Annotated in this window: 11 protein-coding genes; 8 read left to right on the forward strand and 3 right to left on the reverse strand. The window is 64.5% G+C overall.

All coding sequences use genetic code 11. The features are described from left to right. Nucleotides 1-2: 2 nt before the first annotated feature. The 3 genes from aauS (at nucleotide 3) to metR (ending at nucleotide 4,314) form a co-directional block, all read left to right on the forward strand. A complete protein-coding gene (gene aauS / locus L1P09_RS19795) occupies nucleotides 3-1,907 on the forward strand; it encodes a two-component sensor histidine kinase AauS (protein ID WP_054904045.1) in 1,905 nt (634 codons plus the stop codon). Then, nucleotides 1,904-3,232, forward strand: coding sequence for a two-component response regulator AauR (gene aauR, locus L1P09_RS19800; protein WP_009684540.1), 1,329 nt, complete (start codon nucleotides 1,904-1,906; stop codon nucleotides 3,230-3,232). Before aauS ends, aauR begins: the two co-directional genes overlap by 4 nt. A gap of 164 nt (nucleotides 3,233-3,396) precedes the next feature. Beyond that, complete coding sequence (gene metR, locus L1P09_RS19805; protein WP_009684539.1) at nucleotides 3,397-4,314, forward strand: transcriptional regulator MetR; 918 nt, start codon at nucleotides 3,397-3,399, stop codon at nucleotides 4,312-4,314. Here metR and L1P09_RS19810 read toward each other — a convergent pair. Beyond that, nucleotides 4,298-4,711, reverse strand: coding sequence for an NUDIX hydrolase (locus tag L1P09_RS19810; protein ID WP_161891671.1), 414 nt, complete (start codon nucleotides 4,709-4,711; stop codon nucleotides 4,298-4,300). The genes metR and L1P09_RS19810 overlap by 17 nt on opposite strands. A gap of 133 nt (nucleotides 4,712-4,844) precedes the next feature. On the opposite strand from L1P09_RS19810, the gene L1P09_RS19815 reads away from it, so the two are divergent. Next, nucleotides 4,845-9,119, forward strand: coding sequence for a DEAD/DEAH box helicase (locus L1P09_RS19815; protein ID WP_054904043.1), 4,275 nt, complete (start codon nucleotides 4,845-4,847; stop codon nucleotides 9,117-9,119). A gap of 160 nt (nucleotides 9,120-9,279) precedes the next feature. Beyond that, on the forward strand, nucleotides 9,280-10,899 hold the full coding sequence (locus L1P09_RS19820; RefSeq protein ID WP_054904042.1) for an FMN-binding glutamate synthase family protein: 1,620 nt from the start codon (nucleotides 9,280-9,282) through the stop codon (nucleotides 10,897-10,899). Between the two features lie 311 nt (nucleotides 10,900-11,210). Here L1P09_RS19820 and L1P09_RS19825 read toward each other — a convergent pair whose 3' ends face one another. Beyond that, entirely contained in the window at nucleotides 11,211-12,158 is a 948-nt protein-coding gene (locus L1P09_RS19825; RefSeq protein WP_029886225.1) for an IS110 family transposase, read from the reverse strand. 253 nt (nucleotides 12,159-12,411) lie between these two features. Further along, entirely contained in the window at nucleotides 12,412-13,830 is a 1,419-nt protein-coding gene (locus L1P09_RS19830) for an amino acid permease (protein WP_054905129.1), read from the reverse strand. A 311-nt stretch (nucleotides 13,831-14,141) separates the two neighbouring features. Here L1P09_RS19830 and L1P09_RS19835 point away from each other — a divergent pair, with 311 nt between their 5' ends. The 3 genes from L1P09_RS19835 to L1P09_RS19845 all read left to right on the forward strand — a co-directional run bounded on the left by L1P09_RS19835 (nucleotide 14,142) and on the right by L1P09_RS19845 (nucleotide 18,677). After that, entirely contained in the window at nucleotides 14,142-17,288 is a 3,147-nt protein-coding gene (locus L1P09_RS19835) for a transglycosylase domain-containing protein (protein WP_235768028.1), read from the forward strand. 89 nt (nucleotides 17,289-17,377) lie between these two features. Further along, the gene (locus tag L1P09_RS19840) at nucleotides 17,378-17,923 is read left to right on the forward strand and encodes a PadR family transcriptional regulator (protein ID WP_192440834.1); all 546 of its coding nucleotides are present in this window, start codon (nucleotides 17,378-17,380) and stop codon (nucleotides 17,921-17,923) included. Next, entirely contained in the window at nucleotides 17,916-18,677 is a 762-nt protein-coding gene (locus tag L1P09_RS19845; RefSeq protein ID WP_192440836.1) for a siderophore-interacting protein, read from the forward strand. The genes L1P09_RS19840 and L1P09_RS19845 overlap by 8 nt, the downstream gene beginning before the upstream one ends. Nucleotides 18,678-18,762: the final 85 nt, after the last annotated feature.

Here is an 18,762-nt window from a genome sequence, read left to right on the forward strand (position 1 = left end):
TGATGAAATGCGATCCTTCGCTTCTTCTCCCTGCCAAGCCTGCCGTGAAATCCCGCCTGCTCCGCCAATTGCTGTTGCCACCACTGATCATTTTGCTGATGGTCGGCCTGGGTATGGCTGGCTACCTGATCAGCGAGAGCAACGGTATCCGCACCCTCAGCGAAAACGGTGAACGCCAGCTGGAGCTGCACGCGCGCACGGTCGAAAGCGAGATCAGCAAATACACCTACCTGCCGAGCCTGCTGGAGCTGGAAGACAGCGTCTCGCACCTGCTCACCGACCCGGATGGCGGTTCGCGCCAGGCGGTCAACGAATACCTCGAAGGCCTGAACCGGCGCAGCCGCAGCCGGGCAATTTTCGTGCTCGATACCAATGGCCGGGTCCAGGCCACCAGCAACTGGCGCGATGCCGATTCGTTCCTGGGCGAAGACCTGTCGTTCCGCGCTTATTTCCAGACTGCCGTACGCGGCGAACCTGGGCGCTTCTACGGCATCGGCAGCACCACGGGCGAGGCTGGCTACTACCTTGCCCACGGGCTCGAGGAACACGGCAAGATCATTGGCGTGGCAGTGATCAAGGTACGCCTGGATACCCTGGAAGAACGTTGGCAGCGGGCGCGCCTGGAGGCATTCGTCAGCGACGAAAACGGCATCATCATCCTTTCCAGCGACCCTGCCAGGCGCCTGAAGTCGGTACGCCCGCTGACCGCGCAAACCAAGGAACGGCTGGCGCGCAGCCTGCAGTATTACTGGTGGCCGTTGAACGAGTTGCAGCCCCTGGCCCGCGAGACCCTGGCCGATGGCGTGGAAAAACTGACCTTCCCCGCCAACAGCGAGACTGCCCACGGCGAGCCCCACGAAGTGGCCTACCTGGCCCAGACCCGCCGGCTGGTCGACACGCCCTGGCATTTCACCCTGCTCACCCCGCTGCAGGACCTGCGCCGCGAATCCATGGTCCAGGGCATTCTGGTGGGGGTCGCCTTCGCCCTGCTGGCCATCCTCGGCATCGCCTGGAACGAGCGGCGCAAAGTCATCGCTACCCGCCTGGCCGCACGCGAGGCGCTGGAGGAAGCCAACAGCCAGCTGGAGCGACGGATTACCGAACGCACCGCCGACCTGCGTGCCAGCAACGAACGCCTGAAAGGCCAGATTCGCGAGCGCCGACACGCCGAACAAACGCTGCGCCACGCCCAGGACGAGCTGGTGCAGGCCGGCAAGCTGGCAGCCATCGGGCAGATGTCCACCAGCATCGCCCACGAGCTGAACCAGCCGCTGGCTGCCTTGCGTACGCTCTCTGGCAACACGGTGCGCTTCCTCGAACGCGGGGCGCTGGAAACCGCCAGTACCAACCTGCGCACCATGAACGACCTGATTGACCGCATGGGCCGCATCACTGCCAGCCTGCGCTCGTTCGCCCGGCGCAGCGACGACAGTGGCCAGGCTTCCCTGGCCAAGGCGATAGAAGCCACCTTGCAAGTACTGGGCAACCGCATCAGCGCCTGCCACTTGCAGCTCCACAACCACTACGAGGACCAGCAACTGGCCATCGACCAGACCCGCCTGGAGCAAATCCTGGTCAACCTGATCGGCAATGCCCTCGATGCCATGGCTGCGCAGCCACAGCCCGAACTGTGGCTGGAGGGCGAAGTGCAGGGCGACAAATACCGTTTGCAGGTGCGTGACAATGGCCACGGCATCGACGCCGAGGCGCGCAAGCACCTGTTTGAACCGTTCTTCACCACCAAACCGGGCGAACACGGCCTGGGCCTGGGCCTGACCCTGTCGGCGAGCCTTGCGGCTGCGGCCAAGGGCAGCCTCAACGTCGAGCACCCCGTCACCGGCGGGAGCGCCTTCGTCCTGGCCCTGCCCCTGGTTTCGCCCCCTAACGAATCGGCAGAGCACTCATGAACCAAGCGCCTCTTACCGTCCTGATCGTCGAAGACGACCCGCATGTGCTGCTCGGCTGCCAGCAGGCACTGGCCCTGGAGGACATCGCCTGCGAAGGTGTGGGCAGTGCCGAGCAGGCACTGGAGCGCATCGGCGACGATTTCGCTGGTATCGTCGTCAGCGATATCCGCCTGCCCGGCATCGACGGCCTGGAGCTGCTCAACCGCCTCAAGGCCCGCGACCGCAGCCTGCCGGTGGTACTGATCACCGGCCACGGCGACATCGACATGGCCGTTGGCGCGATGCGCAATGGTGCCTACGACTTCATGGAAAAGCCGTTCTCCCCGGAACGCCTGGTCGACGTGGTGCGCCGCGCCCTGGAGCAACGGGGGCTGTCGCGCGAAGTGGTTGCCTTGCGCCGCCAGCTGGCCGAACAGAGCAGCCTGGAAGGCCGTATCATCGGCCGCTCGCCGGCCATGGAGCACCTGCGCGAGCTGATTGCCAATGTGGCCGACACCTCGGCCAACGTGCTCATCGAGGGCGAGACCGGCACCGGCAAGGAACTGGTCGCGCGCTGCCTGCATGACTTCAGCCGTCGCCAGGGCCAGCCCTTCGTGGCGCTGAACTGTGGGGGCCTGCCGGAAAACCTGTTCGAGACCGAGATTTTTGGCCACGAGGCCAACGCCTTCACCGGTGCCGGCAAGCGCCGTATCGGCAAGATCGAACACGCCAATGGCGGCACGCTGTTCCTCGACGAGGTGGAGAGCATGCCGATCAACCTGCAGATCAAGCTGCTGCGCGTCTTGCAGGAGCGCACCCTGGAACGGTTGGGGTCGAACCAGAGCATTGCCGTGGATTGCCGGGTGATTGCGGCAACCAAGGCCGACCTCGATAGCCTGGGCCAGAGCGGTCAGTTCCGCAGCGACCTGTACTACCGGTTGAACGTGGTGACCCTGGAGCTGCCACCGCTGCGCGAGCGCCGCGAAGACATCCTGCAATTGTTCGAGCACTTCCTGCAGCAATCGGCCCTGCGCTTCGATCGGGAAACACCGACCCTGGACAGCCAGACCCTGTCGCGCCTCCTCGCCCACGACTGGCCAGGCAATGTGCGGGAACTGCGCAACGTGGCCGAACGCTACGCCCTGGGCCTGCCGGCGTTCAAGAAAGGGCCCAGCGGTGGGGCCAGCCAAGGCCTGGGCTTTGCCGAGGCAGTGGAGGCGTTCGAACGCAACCTGCTCAGCGATGCACTGCAACGCACCGGCGGCAACCTCAGCCAGGCCAGCCAGGAGCTGGGCATGGCCAAGACCACGCTGTTCGACAAGGTCAAAAAATATGGCCTCGGTTGACCTCAACAACGGTGTGAAGCGCCTGCGGCGCGGGTATTCGGGCCCCAGTGGGTGTGGAGCCCGCCGCAAAGGGGTGCGGCGCTACGCCCAGTCGACAGCGTTGCCAACATGAGCGAAACTCAACTCATTGCTTCGTTCACCCCATTCACACCCCGGAGTCAGCAGTGCTGGAGATCCGCCACCTGAAAACCCTTCATGCCTTGCGCGAGGCCGACAGCCTTGTGGAAGCCGCCGAGCGCCTGCATCTGACCCAGTCGGCGCTGTCTCACCAGTTCAAGGAGCTGGAAGAACGCCTGGGCCTGCCGCTGTTCGTACGCAAGAGCAAGCCGATACGCTTTACCAGCGCCGGGCTGCGCCTGCTGCAACTGGCCGATGCCACCCTGCCGTTGCTACGGGGTGCCGAACGCGACATCGCACGCCTGGCCGGCGGTACGGCCGGGCGCCTGCACATGGCAATCGAATGCCACAGCTGTTTCCAGTGGCTGATGCCGACCATCGACCAGTTCCGCGATGCCTGGCCGGAAGTCGAGCTGGACCTGGCCTCCGGCTTCGCCTTTGCACCCTTGCCAGCCCTGGCCCGTGGTGACCTTGACCTGGTGGTGACCTCCGACCCGGTGGACCTGGCCGGCATCACCTACGTGCCGCTGTTCACCTACGAAGCCATGCTGGCGGTCGCCAACCAGCATGCGCTGGCCAGCAAGCCGTATATCGTGCCCCAGGACCTGCTCGACCAGACCCTGATCACCTACCCGGTGGAGCGCGACCGCCTGGACATCTTCACCCGCTTCCTGGAGCCGGCCGACGTCGAGCCCGCCGCCGTGCGCACCTCGGAGCTGACCGTGATGATGATGCAGCTGGTCGCCAGCGGCCGGGGGGTGTGCGGCATGCCGCACTGGGCTTTGCATGAGTACAGCGCGCGGGGTTATGTGAAAGGCAAGCGCCTGGGCGAGAAAGGCCTGTTTGCCACGCTTTATGCCGCTGTGCGCACCGACATGCTCGATGCGCCGTACATGCGCGACTTTCTGCTGACCGCCAAGGACACCTCCTTCGCCACCCTCGACGGCGTCAGCGCGGTGCGTTGAGCAACTGGCGGTACAGCGGCAGGATCAGGTCGCGGGTCAAGGGCGCCAGTGGCTGGTCTGGCGCCTGATCTGCAGCCAGCCATACCACCTCCTCGATTTCTGCCGCCGGGACCACGGCAGCGGCGCTGTCGACTCGAAACAGCTCGGCTTGCACCTCGAAGCCGGGCTCATTGGCGGCCGTGGCACTGAACTGGCCCAGGTACACGGCCTGGGCCGGGTCGATGTGCAGGCCCAATTCCTCGTGCAGTTCGCGCACCAGTGCCTGCAGCGCCGTTTCACCCGCATCGATCTTGCCCCCCGGCTGCATGAAGGCTTCGGTGCCACGCTTGCGCACCAGCAAGGTGCGCCCCTGCGGGTCGAGCAACAGGGCGGCGGCGATGCGAATGGTATTGGGCATGGGCTGAACTCGCTGGCAACAATGGCCGGGGAGGATCCCACGGGCTCGCTTGGGCTGACAAGGCCATTGTCGGGTGTGCCGGCCAGACGAACGGCCCCTTGCCAAAGCGCCCGTGCCCCTCCATAACCAACCCATGAACCTGCCCGCCCAACAGCACCCGGTGCTCGAACTGTTCCACCCCGCCGTACGCACCTGGTTCGGCCGCCACTTCGCAACCGTTACCGATGCCCAGGCCCAGGCCTGGCCCTTGGTCCATGGCGGCCAGTCGATGCTGTTGGCCGCCCCCACCGGCTCGGGCAAGACCCTGAGCGCGTTCCTGGCCGTGCTCGATGAACTGTTCTGCCAGGGCCTGGCGCAGCAGGGTCAGCTGCCGGCGCAGACCCAGGTGGTCTATGTTTCGCCGCTCAAGGCGCTGTCCAATGACATCCGCGTCAACCTGCAAGCCCCGCTTGAGGGTATCAGCCAGGCCCTGGCAGAACAGGGCCTGGCTGCACCCCGCATCACTACCGCCGTGCGCACCGGCGATACCCCGCAAAAAGAACGCGCCGCCATGCGCAAGCTGGCACCGCACATTCTGGTCACGACCCCTGAATCCCTGTATGTACTGATGGGTTCGGCGTCTGGTCGTGAAGGCCTGCGCAACGTGCATACGGTAATCGTCGACGAGATCCACGCCTTGGCCGGCAACAAGCGCGGGGCGCATCTGGCACTGACCCTGGAACGTCTGCAGGCCTTGGCAGGCCGGCCCTTGCGCCGTATTGGCCTGTCTGCCACACAGCGCCCGGTGGCGCGGGTGGCGCAGTTTCTGGTCGGGAGCGGCCGGCCCTGCGCGGTTGTCGATGTTGGCCATGCCCGGCCACGCGACTTGGCCATCGAGCTGCCGCCGGTACCGTTGGCGGCGGTCATGGCCACCGATGTCTGGGGCTTGGTCTACGACCGCCTGGCAGCCCTGGCCCGCGAGCATCGCACCACCCTGGTATTCGTCAACACCCGGCGCCTGGCTGAGCGCATCACCCGCCACCTCAGCGACCGCCTGGGCAAGGATGCCGTGGCCGCGCACCATGGCAGCCTGGCCAAGGAGCTGCGCCTGAGCGCCGAGCAACGGCTCAAGCACGGCCAGTTGCAGGTACTGGTGGCCACCGCTTCACTGGAGCTGGGCATCGACATTGGCGACATCGACCTGGTCTGCCAGGTGGCCTCGCCGGGTTCGATTGCCGCCTTCCTGCAACGGGTTGGCCGCGCCAGCCACCAGGTCGATGGCGTGCCGAAAGGGCGCTTGTTCCCGACATCGCGTGACGACCTGATCGAGTGCGTGGCCCTGCTCGACTGCGTACGCCGGGGGGAACTTGAGGCGCTGCACATACCCCGGGCGCCCCTGGACGTGCTGGCCCAGCAGATCGTCGCCGAAGCCTGCAACCAGCCGTGGCACGAACAGGCGTTGTTCGACTGCCTGCGCCAGGCCACACCTTATGCCCACCTCGACCAGCAGCACTACCAGGCCCTGCTGCGCATGCTTGCCGAGGGCTACAACGGCCGCCAGGGCGTACGCAGTGCCTACCTGCACCGCGATGCGGTAAGCGGCACATTGCGGGGCCGCCGCGGCAGCCAGCTGACCGCGCTGACCAGCGGTGGCACCCTTCCGGACAACGCCGACTACAGCGTATTGCTGGAGCCGCAGGCGCTGAACATTGGCAGCGTCAATGAAGACTTCGCGGTGGAGAGCATCGCAGGCGACATCTTCCAGCTGGGCAATGCCTCGTACCGCATCCTGCGCGTCGAGTCGGGCCGGGTTCGGGTGGAGGATGCCCAAGGGCTGCCGCCCACCATTCCGTTCTGGCTCGGCGAGGCGCCTGGCCGCAGCGACGAACTGTCCGCGGCCGTGGCCAGGCTGCAGGCACAGCTTGACCAGCAGCTGACGCTGGCCGACGGCGATACCCGCGCGGTGTCGGCATGGTTGCAGGGTACGTTCGAGCTGGGCGAAGACTGCGCCGAGCAGTTGCTCGACTACCTGGCCCGTACCCGCGATGTGCTCGGTGCCCTGCCCTCGCAGGAAACGTTGGTGATGGAGCGCTTCTTCGATGCCTCCGGCGGCACCCAGCTGATCATCCATTCGCCCTACGGCAGCCGCATCAATCGAGCCTGGGGCCTGGCCTTGCGCAAACGCTTCTGTCGCACCTTCAATTTCGAACTGCAGGCGGCCGCCAGCGAGGACGCCATCGTGCTGTCGCTGTCCACCAGCCACAGTTTCGACCTCGACGAGGTCTGGCGTTACCTGAAAAGCGGCACCGCAGAAGCCCTCCTCATACAGGCCGTGCTCGAAGCGCCACTGTTCGGTGTGCGCTGGCGCTGGAACGCCAGTGTCGCCATGGCCCTGCCGCGCTTCGTGGGCGGGCGCAAAGTAGCGCCGCAAATCCAGCGCATGAAAAGCGAAGACCTGGTTGCCGCGGTATTTCCCGACCAGATCGCCTGCCTGGAAAATATCGCCGGCGAGCGGCAGATACCCGAGCACCCGCTGGTCGAGCAGACCCTCGACGACTGCCTGCACGAGGCCCTGGATTGCACGGGCTGGCTGGCCCTGTTGAGGCGCATGGAAAGCGGGGCAGTACGCCTGCTGTGCCGCGATCTGCCTGCGCCATCGCCGCTGGCGTCGGCCATTCTCAATGCCCGCCCTTATACATTCCTCGACGACGCACCGCTGGAAGAGCGGCGCACCCAGGCGGTGCTCAACCGGCGCTGGAACGAGGTGCACAGCAGTGACGACCTGGGCGCACTGGACGCCGACGCCATCGCTGCCGTGGCCGCCGAGGCCTGGCCGCAGCCGCGCAATAGCGACGAAATGCACGAAACCTTGATGAGCCTGGGCGCCATCAGCCAGGCGCAGGTCAGCGCCAACCCTGGTTGGAACCTGTTCCTCAGGCAACTGGCCAAGGCCGGCCGTGCCTTGCGCCTGCCCCGTGAGCAGTTGTGGCTGGCCCGCGAGCGCCTGAACCTGCTGCAGGCGATCTACCCGGCGACGCCCCTCGAACCGGCGCTGGAACAGTTGCCTGGCTTCGACCAGCCCATCGAGCCCGACAATGCCCTGGGTGAACTGCTGCGTGGCCGCCTGAGCGCCCATGGCCCGCAGACGCTGGTACAGATCGCCGCGCCGTTGGGCATGCCGCCACAGGCAGTCGAACAGGCCCTGGCCCGCCTGGAAGCCGAAGGTTATGTGCTGCGCGGCTACTTCAGCCCGGCCGCCAACGAGCTGCAATGGTGCGAACGCCATTTGCTGGCGCGCATCCACCGCTACACGGTCAAGCGCTTGCGTCGCGAAATCGAGCCGGTCAGCCTGCAGGACTTCATGCGTTTTCTGTTCGACTGGCAGCACCTGGCACCTGACACGCGGCTGCGTGGCCCGCAGGCTGTAGCCGAAGTGCTTGGGCAGTTGCAGGGCTTCCCCAGTGCAGCCGCAGCCTGGGAGGCCGAACTGCTGCCCGCACGCATCCACGACTACAGCCCCCACTGGCTCGATGATGCGTGCCGCAGCGGGCAATTCGCCTGGAGCCGGCTGGCCGCGAGCCGCTCAGGCAGCACCTTGTCGAGCACCCCGCTGGTGTTGCTGCCTCGGGAGCACCTAGGGCTGTGGCGCAGCCTGGCGCCCGCGCCTGCCGTACAGAGCCTTGGCGCACGGGCGCAGCGGGTACATGAGGTGCTGCAGGCTCAGGGGGCGTTGTTCTTCGACGAACTGACCCACGATGCCCGCCTGCTGCCCAGCGAACTGGAAACAGCGTTGCAGGAACTGGTGGGTGCCGGCCTGGTAGGTGCCGACAGCTTCACTGGCCTGCGCAGCCTGATCGCCCCGGCGGCGAAACGCGCTTCACGCACCCGCCGGCGCGGCCATGCACCGTTGTCCAGCAGCATGTCCCATGCCGGGCGCTGGGCATTGCTGCGCCAAGGCACGGCGGATGACAGCCAGCGCCTGGAGCACATCGCCCACGCCCTGCTAAGGCGCTATGGCGTGGTGTGCTGGCGGCTGCTGGAGCGCGAGAGCGATGTACTGCCACCGTGGCGGGAACTGCTGCGCTGCTACCACAGGCTGGAGGCACGCGGCGAGATCCGCGGGGGGCGCTTCATTGCCGGGTTGGCCGGTGAACAATTTGCCTTGCCGGAGGCGGTCGGGTTACTGCGCCAGGTACGCCGGCGCGAGGCGGACGGCGCACTGCAGGTGGTCAGTGCCAGTGACCCGCTGAACCTGATCGGCTCGTTGCTGCCGGGGGTGAAGGTGCCGGCGGTGAGCGGCAACCGCCTGCTGTACCGCGACGGCGTGCCAGTGGCCAAGCGCGTGGCCGGGCGCCCTGTGTACCTGAGCGAGGCGCCCGCGCACGAGCAGGAAAGCTGGCGACAGAAGCTGCTGCGCGGGGCACCGTAAACAGCCTGCCTTGCCGAGCATGGGCCAGGGCTGCTGAGGCTTGGCGTGGCGAGAATGATTTTCGCTACCCCGATTTTAATTTGCAGCGCCCGGCAACTTGGCTATGGTCGGGGTTTGCCCCCAGGCCCTGAGCCTGACCGCGCCATCGCAAGGACCCCGTATGAGCCTGTCACTTCTCAGCCGCTATGCCTTCTTCGCCGCCTGTGTCCTGTTCACCTTGGCGAGCCTGCCCTTCAGTCAGCATGAATGGCTGTGGCCCTTCACCCTGACCGCCGGCGTTCTCAGCCTGATCGGGCTGTTCGACCTGCTGCAGCAGCGCCACGCCGTGCGCCGCAACTACCCCATCCTGGGCAACATCCGCTACCTGGTAGAGGCCATCCGCCCGGAGATCCGCCAGTACCTGCTGGAGTCCGACAGCGACGCACTGCCGTTCTCCCGTGCGCAGCGCTCGCTGGTGTATGCCCGGGCCAAGAACGAAGCTTCCGACAAACCGTTCGGCACCTTGATCGATGTGTACCAGTCCGGATTCGAGTTCATTGGCCACTCCATGCGCCCGGCGCCGTTGGCCGACCCGGCCAGCTTCCGCATCATCATTGGTGGGCCGCAGTGCAGCCAGCCGTATTCGGCCTCGATTTTCAACATCTCGGCCATGAGCTTCGGCTCGCTCAGCGCCAACGCTATCCGCGCGCTCAACCAGGGCGCCAAACTGGGCAACTTCCACCATGACACTGGCGAAGGCAGCATCAGCCCGTACCACCGTGAACACGGTGGTGACCTGGTATGGGAACTGGGCAGCGGCTACTTTGGCTGCCGCACCGCGGACGGGCGTTTCGACCCTGAGCGCTTCGCCGCACAAGCCCGTAGCCCGCAGGTGCGCATGATCGAAGTGAAGATGAGCCAGGGCGCCAAGCCTGGCCATGGCGGCATCCTGCCCAAGCACAAGGTCACCCAGGAAATTGCCGAGACCCGTGGCGTGCTGATGGGCGAAGACTGCATTTCGCCGTCACGGCACAGCGCCTTTTCCACCCCCATCGAGATGATGCAGTTCATCGCCCAGCTACGCGAACTGTCCGGCGGCAAGCCGGTGGGTTTCAAGTTTTGCCTGGGCCACCCGTGGGAGTTCATGGGCATCGCCAAGGCCATGCTGGAGACCGGTATCCTGCCGGATTTCATCGTCGTCGATGGCAAGGAAGGCGGCACCGGCGCGGCGCCGGTGGAATTCACCGATCACATTGGCGTGCCCCTGCGTGAGGGGTTGCTGTTCGTGCACAACACCTTGGTCGGGCTGAACCTGCGCGACAAGATCAAGCTGGGCGCCAGCGGCAAGATCGTCAGCGCCTTCGACATCGCCAGTGTACTGGCCATTGGTGCCGACTGGGCCAATTCGGCGCGCGGCTTCATGTTCGCCATTGGCTGCATCCAGTCGCAAAGCTGCCACACCAACAAATGCCCCACTGGCGTGGCCACGCAAGACCCGCTGCGCCAACGCGCACTGGTAGTGCCGGACAAGGCCCAGCGGGTGTTGAACTTCCACCACAACACCCTGCGCGCGCTGGCAGAAATGCTGGCGGCGGCTGGCCTGGAACACCCTGCACAGCTGGAGGCCAAGCACTTGGTGCGCCGCATCTCGGCCACCGAGATCAAGCTGTTCTCGCAGATGCATGTGTTCCTCAAGCCGGGCGAGCTGCTCACCGGCGAGGTGGATGGCCAGTTCTACTCGCGCATGTGGCAGCTGGCCAGGGCCGACAGCTTCGAGCCGCACAGTGAGGTCGCGGCCTGACGCGCCGAGCGCCGCCCGCGCGGCGCATCGCGAGCTGCGCTCGCTCCTACGTTTGTTTCGGGCCAGTAACGCCTGTGACAGGCGCGCGCGGCCGCCTTGTTTGTACGGCGCGATATTGAGGCATGCACCAAGGCGTTCGCGCGCGAATCCCACAGGAATAATTGGCCCGAAACAAACGTAGGAGCGAGCGCAGCTCGCGATGCGCCGCGCGGGCGGCGCTCGCTCTAACAGGCGCTGCCATACCTTGTGGCAAACACCTGTCAGCCCTAAGGCGATCCCTGTGGGAGATTCTATGGTTTTAGGGAAGTTTTTTAAGCGGCTTTTGACCGATACTCGTCTCCGCTTTTCAGTAGGGCAAATACTACTCGCGCCAGTTTGCGTGCGAGCATGACAAGCGATGCTGTCGTGCTAAAACCACGCGCCAGGCGCTCTTCGTAGTACGACTTCCATGCTGCTGTGCGGGATGCTGACATAGCCGCGTTGTGAAGGAGGCGTCGAGCTTCGGGGTCTCCTCGCTTCGTGAGCTTGGATTGCCCTTTTTTCTGCCCCGACTGCGCAATCCTCAGATCCATACCCAAAAAGGCGATAAACGCATCACCCCCGCTGAAGTTGCCACGCTGAAACGTCGCTGTCAGGCGAGCAGCAGTTAGAAAACCCACCCCTTCGACCTTCATGCAGCGCTTTACCTGAGGCATCAGCCCGGCCTTTTCCAGCAGGCCCTTGATCATCTTCTCCACCAGCAGCTCAAGCCGCTGCATCGCACGCAGATGCGTCTTGAAGGCGGCTTTGAGTAGCGGTTCATTGGCCCACCCCTGAGTCAGGCTGGTTCGTGCCTGAACCAGTCCTGCACGTCGCCGGAACAAGCTCAGAAGCTGTCGATAGATAGCCGGTGGCGGTGCCCAAGGCGTTAGGTCCTGCCCTTCGTTCTTCAGATAGCGGGCCAACAGCTGGGCATCAATTGCATCAGTCTTAGCGCGTACGTTGACACCTTTACGGTAATGGCTCAGGGCGTACCCATCTACCACGTAAATCGTATGCCCGAACTCAAAGGCCAGATCCGTAAACAGGACGTGATAGATGTTGGTCGCTTCGATAGCGACGGACATCGCACCCGAGAGGCCTTTGAGCCATTTCTTGATAGCTGCTTTAGTATTGGGGATTGCTATGAGTTCTGCTGATTCATCGTCCCAAATGACCAATTCTGTTTTGGCCACATCCACGCCAATCAGCCGCTTTGAATCAGCAACCACCATTGCCATGAGCAACTCTCCTCGATAGTGTTGGAGTACTTGAAGGGTCACCCAGAGGCGCTGGCTTGTGTCTTTCGTCGGTCCGAGCCCGGAAGCATTCTTTATCGGCGCTTGGGTGAAAAGGGAGGAGGGGCGAGGTCTCCCACGGTCTGTACTGCGCTAACAGTCAGAAGCTGGCTTTGTCCCTCCTCCTCCCTTCAAGTCTAACCATACAAGCTGGCTTGCCGGCGATGGGCCGCAGCGCGGCCCCGGCCAACTCAGGTCAGGAAGCGGTACTGGCCGTACCCTGCACGTTTTTGGGTGCCAACCGGAACACGTGGTACAGCACGGTCAGCAGCACCAGAAATGCCGGGCCGATGTACAGCGCCACCCGGGTGTCCTCGAAGTACGCCATCAGGCCCACCACCAGCACCAGGAACGCCAATGCCAGGTAAGAGCTCAGCGGCCACAACCACATGCGGTACTTCAGCCCCTGGCGCTCGACAGGGGTAAGGCCGGCACGGAATTTCAACTGCGCCAGCAGGATCATCACCCAGGTCCAGATCGCGCCAAAGGTGGCAATCGACGTCACCCAGACGAAGACCTTCTCCGGCACCAGGTAGTTGGCCAGCACACCCAGCAGCAGCGCGCCGATGGACAGCAGCAGCGCATTGCGCGGTACCCCGTTGTTCGAGGTACGGGCGAAGGCAGCCGGGGCCTGGCCGTTCTGCGCCAGGCTATAGAGCATGCGCCCGGTGCTGAAGATGCCGCCATTGCATGAGGACAGCGCCGCAGTGATGACCACGAAGTTGATGATGCCCGCGGCGGTCTTGATGCCCAGGCGCTCGAAGGTCATGACGAACGGGCTGCCCTGGCTGCCAATTTCGTTCCACGGGTAGATCGACAGAATCACGAACAACGCACCGACATAGAACAGCAGAATGCGCCAGAACACCGAGCCGATGGCCTGCGGAATGGTTCTTTGCGGGTTACGGGCTTCACCGGCAGTCAAACCGATCATTTCCACGCCCAGGTAGGCGAACATCACCATCTGCAGCGACATCAGCACGCCGGTCACGCCATTGGGCATGAAGCCGCCGTTGCTCCACAGGTTGGCGATGCCCACTGCCACACCGTCATTGCCCAGGCCGAAGGCAATGATGCCGACGCCGCCCAGCACCATGGCGATGATGGTGACGATCTTGATCAGGGCGAACCAGAACTCGAATTCGCCGAAGGCCTTGACCGCTACCAGATTGACCGCCCCCATGCTGCCCAGCGCCGCCAGGGCCCAGATCCAGCGGGGCACGTCGGGGAACCAGATTCCCATGTAGATGGCTACCGCGGTAATTTCCGCAACACAGGTCACCAGCCACAGGAACCAGTAGTTCCAGCCAGTGAGAAAGCCCGCCAGCGGGCCGAGGTAGTCCTGTGCATAGCGGCTGAACGAGCCGGCGACAGGGTTGTGCACGGCCATTTCACCAAGGGCGCGCATGATCACCAGAATGGCCAGGCCACCGATGATGTAGGACAGCATGATGGCCGGGCCGGCCATTTCGATGGCCTTGGCCGAGCCTAGGAAAAGACCGACACCGATACAGGCGCCCAGCGCCATCAGACGGATATGCCGTTCGCCCAGTTCACGCTTGAGCGGGCCGCCTTGGGTGGGCTGGCCGTGGGCAGGGTGGTTGCCGACTGGCATAGCGATTCAACCTCATTTTGTTATTGGATTTGCCTTCGTGCAGCACCCGCCACGCCGATAGGCGTGGCCTTGGCTTGCCAAGCTGGCCTTTTGGGCCGGCCTGCGGGCCGGGTCAGCGCAACCCGGCAGGGCGAAGGGGCGAGCAGTATAGGAAGACCGCTGAAGGGGTTTTCGCTGTATATCCATGAATAATCAGCGAGTTCTCCGGAGCCCCCGGTACCTTGATCAGCGCCGACAAATGTTTCCGCATACCCGCTCACCGTCTAAGCTTCAGGCAAGCAAGACGAAAATACCTGGCCGGATTGAAGACTATGGGCGCACTGTGGCAATCGGAACCAAGCAGGACGGAAGCACCCGAGACACCGCCGGCCGAGACGCCACAACGCAAGACCCCCCGGCAGCGTCGGCTATGGTGGCGGCTGATCATCCTCATCGTGCTGGTGGCGCTGGTGGCTGTCGGCTTCGCCGCCTACGACGAATTTCGCACGTCCGAGTTGCAGTCGCGGGAATTCAGCAAGCTCGCCAGCACCCTCACCTACTCGCTGCAGCCCGGCCCCAGCGACGCCATCGTCTACCCCGGTGACGGGCCGTTCGACAAACGCCTGGGCTACAGTGCCCTGGGTGAATTTCTGCCGCGCCTGCTCAAGCGTGACTACCTGATCAGCGAACAGGTCAGGTTTTCCCCGGCGTTGATGAACTACGTCGAGCATGGGCTGTTCGTGCCCTATATCGAGAAGATCCAGGCGGGCCTGTCGATCACCGACTGCCGTGGCGACATGCTCTACCAGTATAACTACCCGCAGCACCTGTACCCTGACTTCGCTGCCATCCCGCCCGTGATGGTCAATAGCCTGCTGTTCATCGAGAACCGCGACCTGCTTGACACCCAAGACCCGCGCAACAACCCGGCCGTGGACTGGCCGCGCTTCGCCAAGGCCGCCTATAGCCAGGTGGCCAAGTACCTGGCGCTGCCCGGCCAGTCGGCGGGTGGCAGCACCCTGGCCACGCAACTGGAAAAGTATCGCCACTCCCCAGATGGCCTGACCGTGTCGGGGGCCGAGAAGATCCGCCAGATGATTTCGGCCAGCGTGCGCGCGTACCAGGGCGGCCCCGACACCACCGAGGCCCGCCAGCGCATCGTGCGTGACTACCTCAATAGCGTGCCACTGTCGGCCGTGCCTGGGCACGGCGAGGTGCACGGCATGGCCGAGGGGCTGCGGGTGTGGTACGGCGCCGATTTCGACCAGGTCAACCAGGCGCTGACGTCCACCGCCACTGACCCGCAAAGCATGGCGGCGCGTGGCCTGGCCCTGCGCCAGGTGCTGTCGCTGATGATCGCCCAGCGGCGGCCCTCGCATTACTTGTCCAAAGGCCGGGTGGAACTGGCCGAGCTGACCGACTCGCACATCCGCGTGCTGGCCGCCAACAAGGTCATCGAACAGCCACTGGCCGAGGCAGCGCTGGCCAGCAAGGCGGTGTACCGCGACTGGGTGGCGCAACCGACCATCGTGCCCATCGTCACCAACAAGGGTATCAGCCTGGCGCGCAACCGCCTGGCGGCCATGCTCAACCGCCCGCTGTACGACCTCGACCGCCTCGATGTATCGGCTACCAGCACCCTGCAGGCTGACCTGCAATTGCAGGTCAGCCAATACCTGAAAAACCTTGCCGACCCGGCTTTCGCTGCGCAGATCGGCCTGATCGGCGAGCGCCTGCTCACCGCCAAGACCACCGACCAGGTGAGCTACAGCTTCACCCTGTTCGAACGCACCGCCGATGGCTCGCGGGTCAGGGTGCAGACCGACAGTACCGACCAGCCATTCGACATCAACGAAGGCAGCAAGCTGGAGCTGGGCTCCACGGCGAAGTTGCGGGTACTGACGACCTACCTGGAGATCATTGCCGAACTGCACGACAAGTATGCCGGCAAGCCTGTCGCCGAGCTGAAAAAGGTCGACGTCGCCGAGCTTGACCGCATCACCCAATGGTCACTGGATTGGCTGGCGCAGAACAGCAAGAACCAGAGCCTGGATGCCATGCTCGACGCCGCCCTGGAGCGCAAGTACTCGGCCAGCACCGGCGAGGCGTTTTTCACCGGCGGCGGCATGCATGTGTTCAACAACTTCCGCAAGGAAGACAACAGCCGCAACCCCACGCTCAAGGATGCCCTGCGCGAGTCGATCAACTTGCCCTTCATCCGCCTGATGCGCGACCTGGTGCGCTATGTGACCTACCAGCAGCCCTACAACCGCGTACCGCTGCTCAAGGATGACGCCGACCCGCGTCGCCAGGAATACCTGGCGCGCTTTGCCGACAAGGAAGGCACCAACTACCTGATGCGCTTCTGGAAGAAATACCAGCGCAAGACCTCGCAACAGCGCCTGGATACCTTCCTCGACAGCATGCGCGTGACCCCGCAACGGTTGGCCGCCGTGCACCGCTACCTGTTCCCCGAAGCGGGCCAGCAAACGTTCAATGCCTTTGTCCGCGCCCACCTCAAGGGTGACAAGAGCGCCCTGGGCAAACTCAGCGATGGCCGCCTGGCCGAGATGTACGAAGCCTATGGCCCGGGCAAGTACGACCTGCCCGACCAGGGTTACATTGCCAAGGTCCACCCCTTGGACCTGTGGCTGCTCGGCTACCTGCTGAAGAACCCCAGTTCGAACTTGAGCGAGATGGTCAACGCCAGCCGCTTCGAGCGCCAGGAGGTCTACGGCTGGCTGTTCAAGAGCCGCCACCAGGGCGCTCGCGACAGCCGCATCCGCACCATGGTGGAAATCGAAGCGTTCCTCGACATCCACCAGCGCTGGAAGCGCGTGGGCTACCCGTTCGACCACCTGGTGCCGTCGCTGGCGACCGCCATCGGCAGCTCGGGCGACCGCCCTGCCGCCCTCTCGGAGCTGGTCGGGATCATCCAGAACGATGGCATCCGCCTGCCCACACTGCGCATCGACACCCTGCATTTTGCCGCCAACACCCCCTACGAGACCAAACTGATCAGCGACCCGGACCGGGGGGTGCGGATTCTGCAGGTCGAGGTGGCACGCGCCCTCAAAGGCGCCATGTCGCAGGTGGTCGATGCCGGCACCGCCCGGCGCATCTCCGGCAGTTTCAAGCTGCAGGACGGCACGCCCCTGGTCATGGGCGGCAAGACCGGTACCGGCGACAACCGCATCGAAAGCTTTGGCGCCGGCGGCCGGCTGATCGGCTCGCGGTCGCTCAACCGCACCGCCACCTTCGTGTTCTTCCTGGGTGAGAACCATTTCGGCACCTTGACCGCATTCGTGCCAGGGCGTTCGGCAGAGGCTTTCAAGTTCACCTCGGCGCTGCCGGTGCAGGTACTCAAGGGCATGGCACCGATCCTCATGCCATACCTGCAGCCGGGCAATCCGAACGCGTGCAAGCCGCCGGAAGTGGCCGCCAACTCGACCACGAAAGCGGACGAATCGAACAATTAGATGAGAATCATCAGCAACTGAGGGCTTGCCTTTAGATATATCTTGAGTAATATCTTACGATATATCGCAAAGAAGGAGCCCCTATTCCCATGCGTGAACATACCCCCCATGACCCCTTCGAACGGCGCCCCGGGCGCGGCGAACGCGGCCCCCGTGTATTTGCCCCCGGTGACCTCAAGTTGCTGATGCTCGACCTGCTCGCAAGCCAGCCCGGCCATGGCTACGACCTGATCCGCCAGATCGAGAACCTGTTCGAAGGCAGTTACAGCCCGAGCCCCGGAGTGATCTACCCCACGCTGAATTTTCTTGAAGAAGCCGAACTGATCACCGGCCAGGTGCAGGGCAGCAAGCGCCTGTACGCCATCACCGAGGCCGGCCGCCGTGCACTGGCGGACCAGGCGGTGGCGCTGGACGGCGTGCGCATGCGCATCGAAGTCAGCAAGCGCGCCTTGCGCGGCCACGACCGCCCGCCTGAAATTCACGAAGCGGTGGGCAACCTGCGCCACGCGCTGCACATGCACAGCGGCCGCTGGACACCTGAAGAAATCGATAGGGTTCGCGACCTGCTCAACCACACCGCCACGGCCATCGCTTCCGGGCCGGCCGACGCTGCTACGGAGACGCCCCATGACTAACAGCATTCACCGCGTCAACCACGAGATTCGCCAGCGCCGCCTGCAGGTGCTGCGGGTCACCGAGCTGACGCCGCGCATGCGCCGCATCACCCTCGGCGGTGCCGAACTGCAAGGCTTCACCAGCTTGGGCAGCGACGACCACATCAAGCTGCTGTTCGGCGAAACCCCTGAGCAGCAACAGGCCATCGAGGCCCGCAAGCTGGGCAAGGACAGTGGCGTACGGCCCACCATGCGTGAATACACGCCACGGCGCATAGACCTGATGGCCAACGAGTTGGACATCGACTTCGTCCTGCATGGCGACGGCCCTGCCTCCACGTGGGCGGCGCAGGCCGCGGTCGGGCAAACCCTGAATATCGCCGGGCCACGCGCTTCACTGGTGGTGCCGGATGTGTTCGACAGCTACTTGCTGATCGGCGATGAAACGGCCATCCCGGCAATCGGCAGGCGGCTTGAGGAGCTGCCCGCTGGCCGCCAGGTGCTGGCGGTGATCCAGATCGAGGATGAGCAGGAGCGCCAGCCGCTGCCGAGCAAAGCACAGGTCGAAGTGATCTGGGTACGCCGCCACGAGGAAGACCTGCTGGCATTGGTGCAGAACCTGACCATGCCGCAAGGCCGGTTGTACGCCTGGGTAGCGCTGGAAAAAACCCTGACCCGCCAGGCCAAGGCGCTGCTGCTGGAAAAAGGCGTGCCCGAGGATGCTTTGAAAGCCGCGGCTTACTGGCGGGCCGACGGGGCTGGGGACGACGAATAATCGGCGTCAGCCTGTTACGGCCTCTTCGCGGGCAAGCCCGCTCCCACAGGTACATCACCAGCCTTGGAGACGGTGGTACTCCTGT

This window comes from Pseudomonas juntendi (genome assembly GCF_021560075.1).
GTDB classification, from domain to species: domain Bacteria; phylum Pseudomonadota; class Gammaproteobacteria; order Pseudomonadales; family Pseudomonadaceae; genus Aquipseudomonas; species Aquipseudomonas juntendi.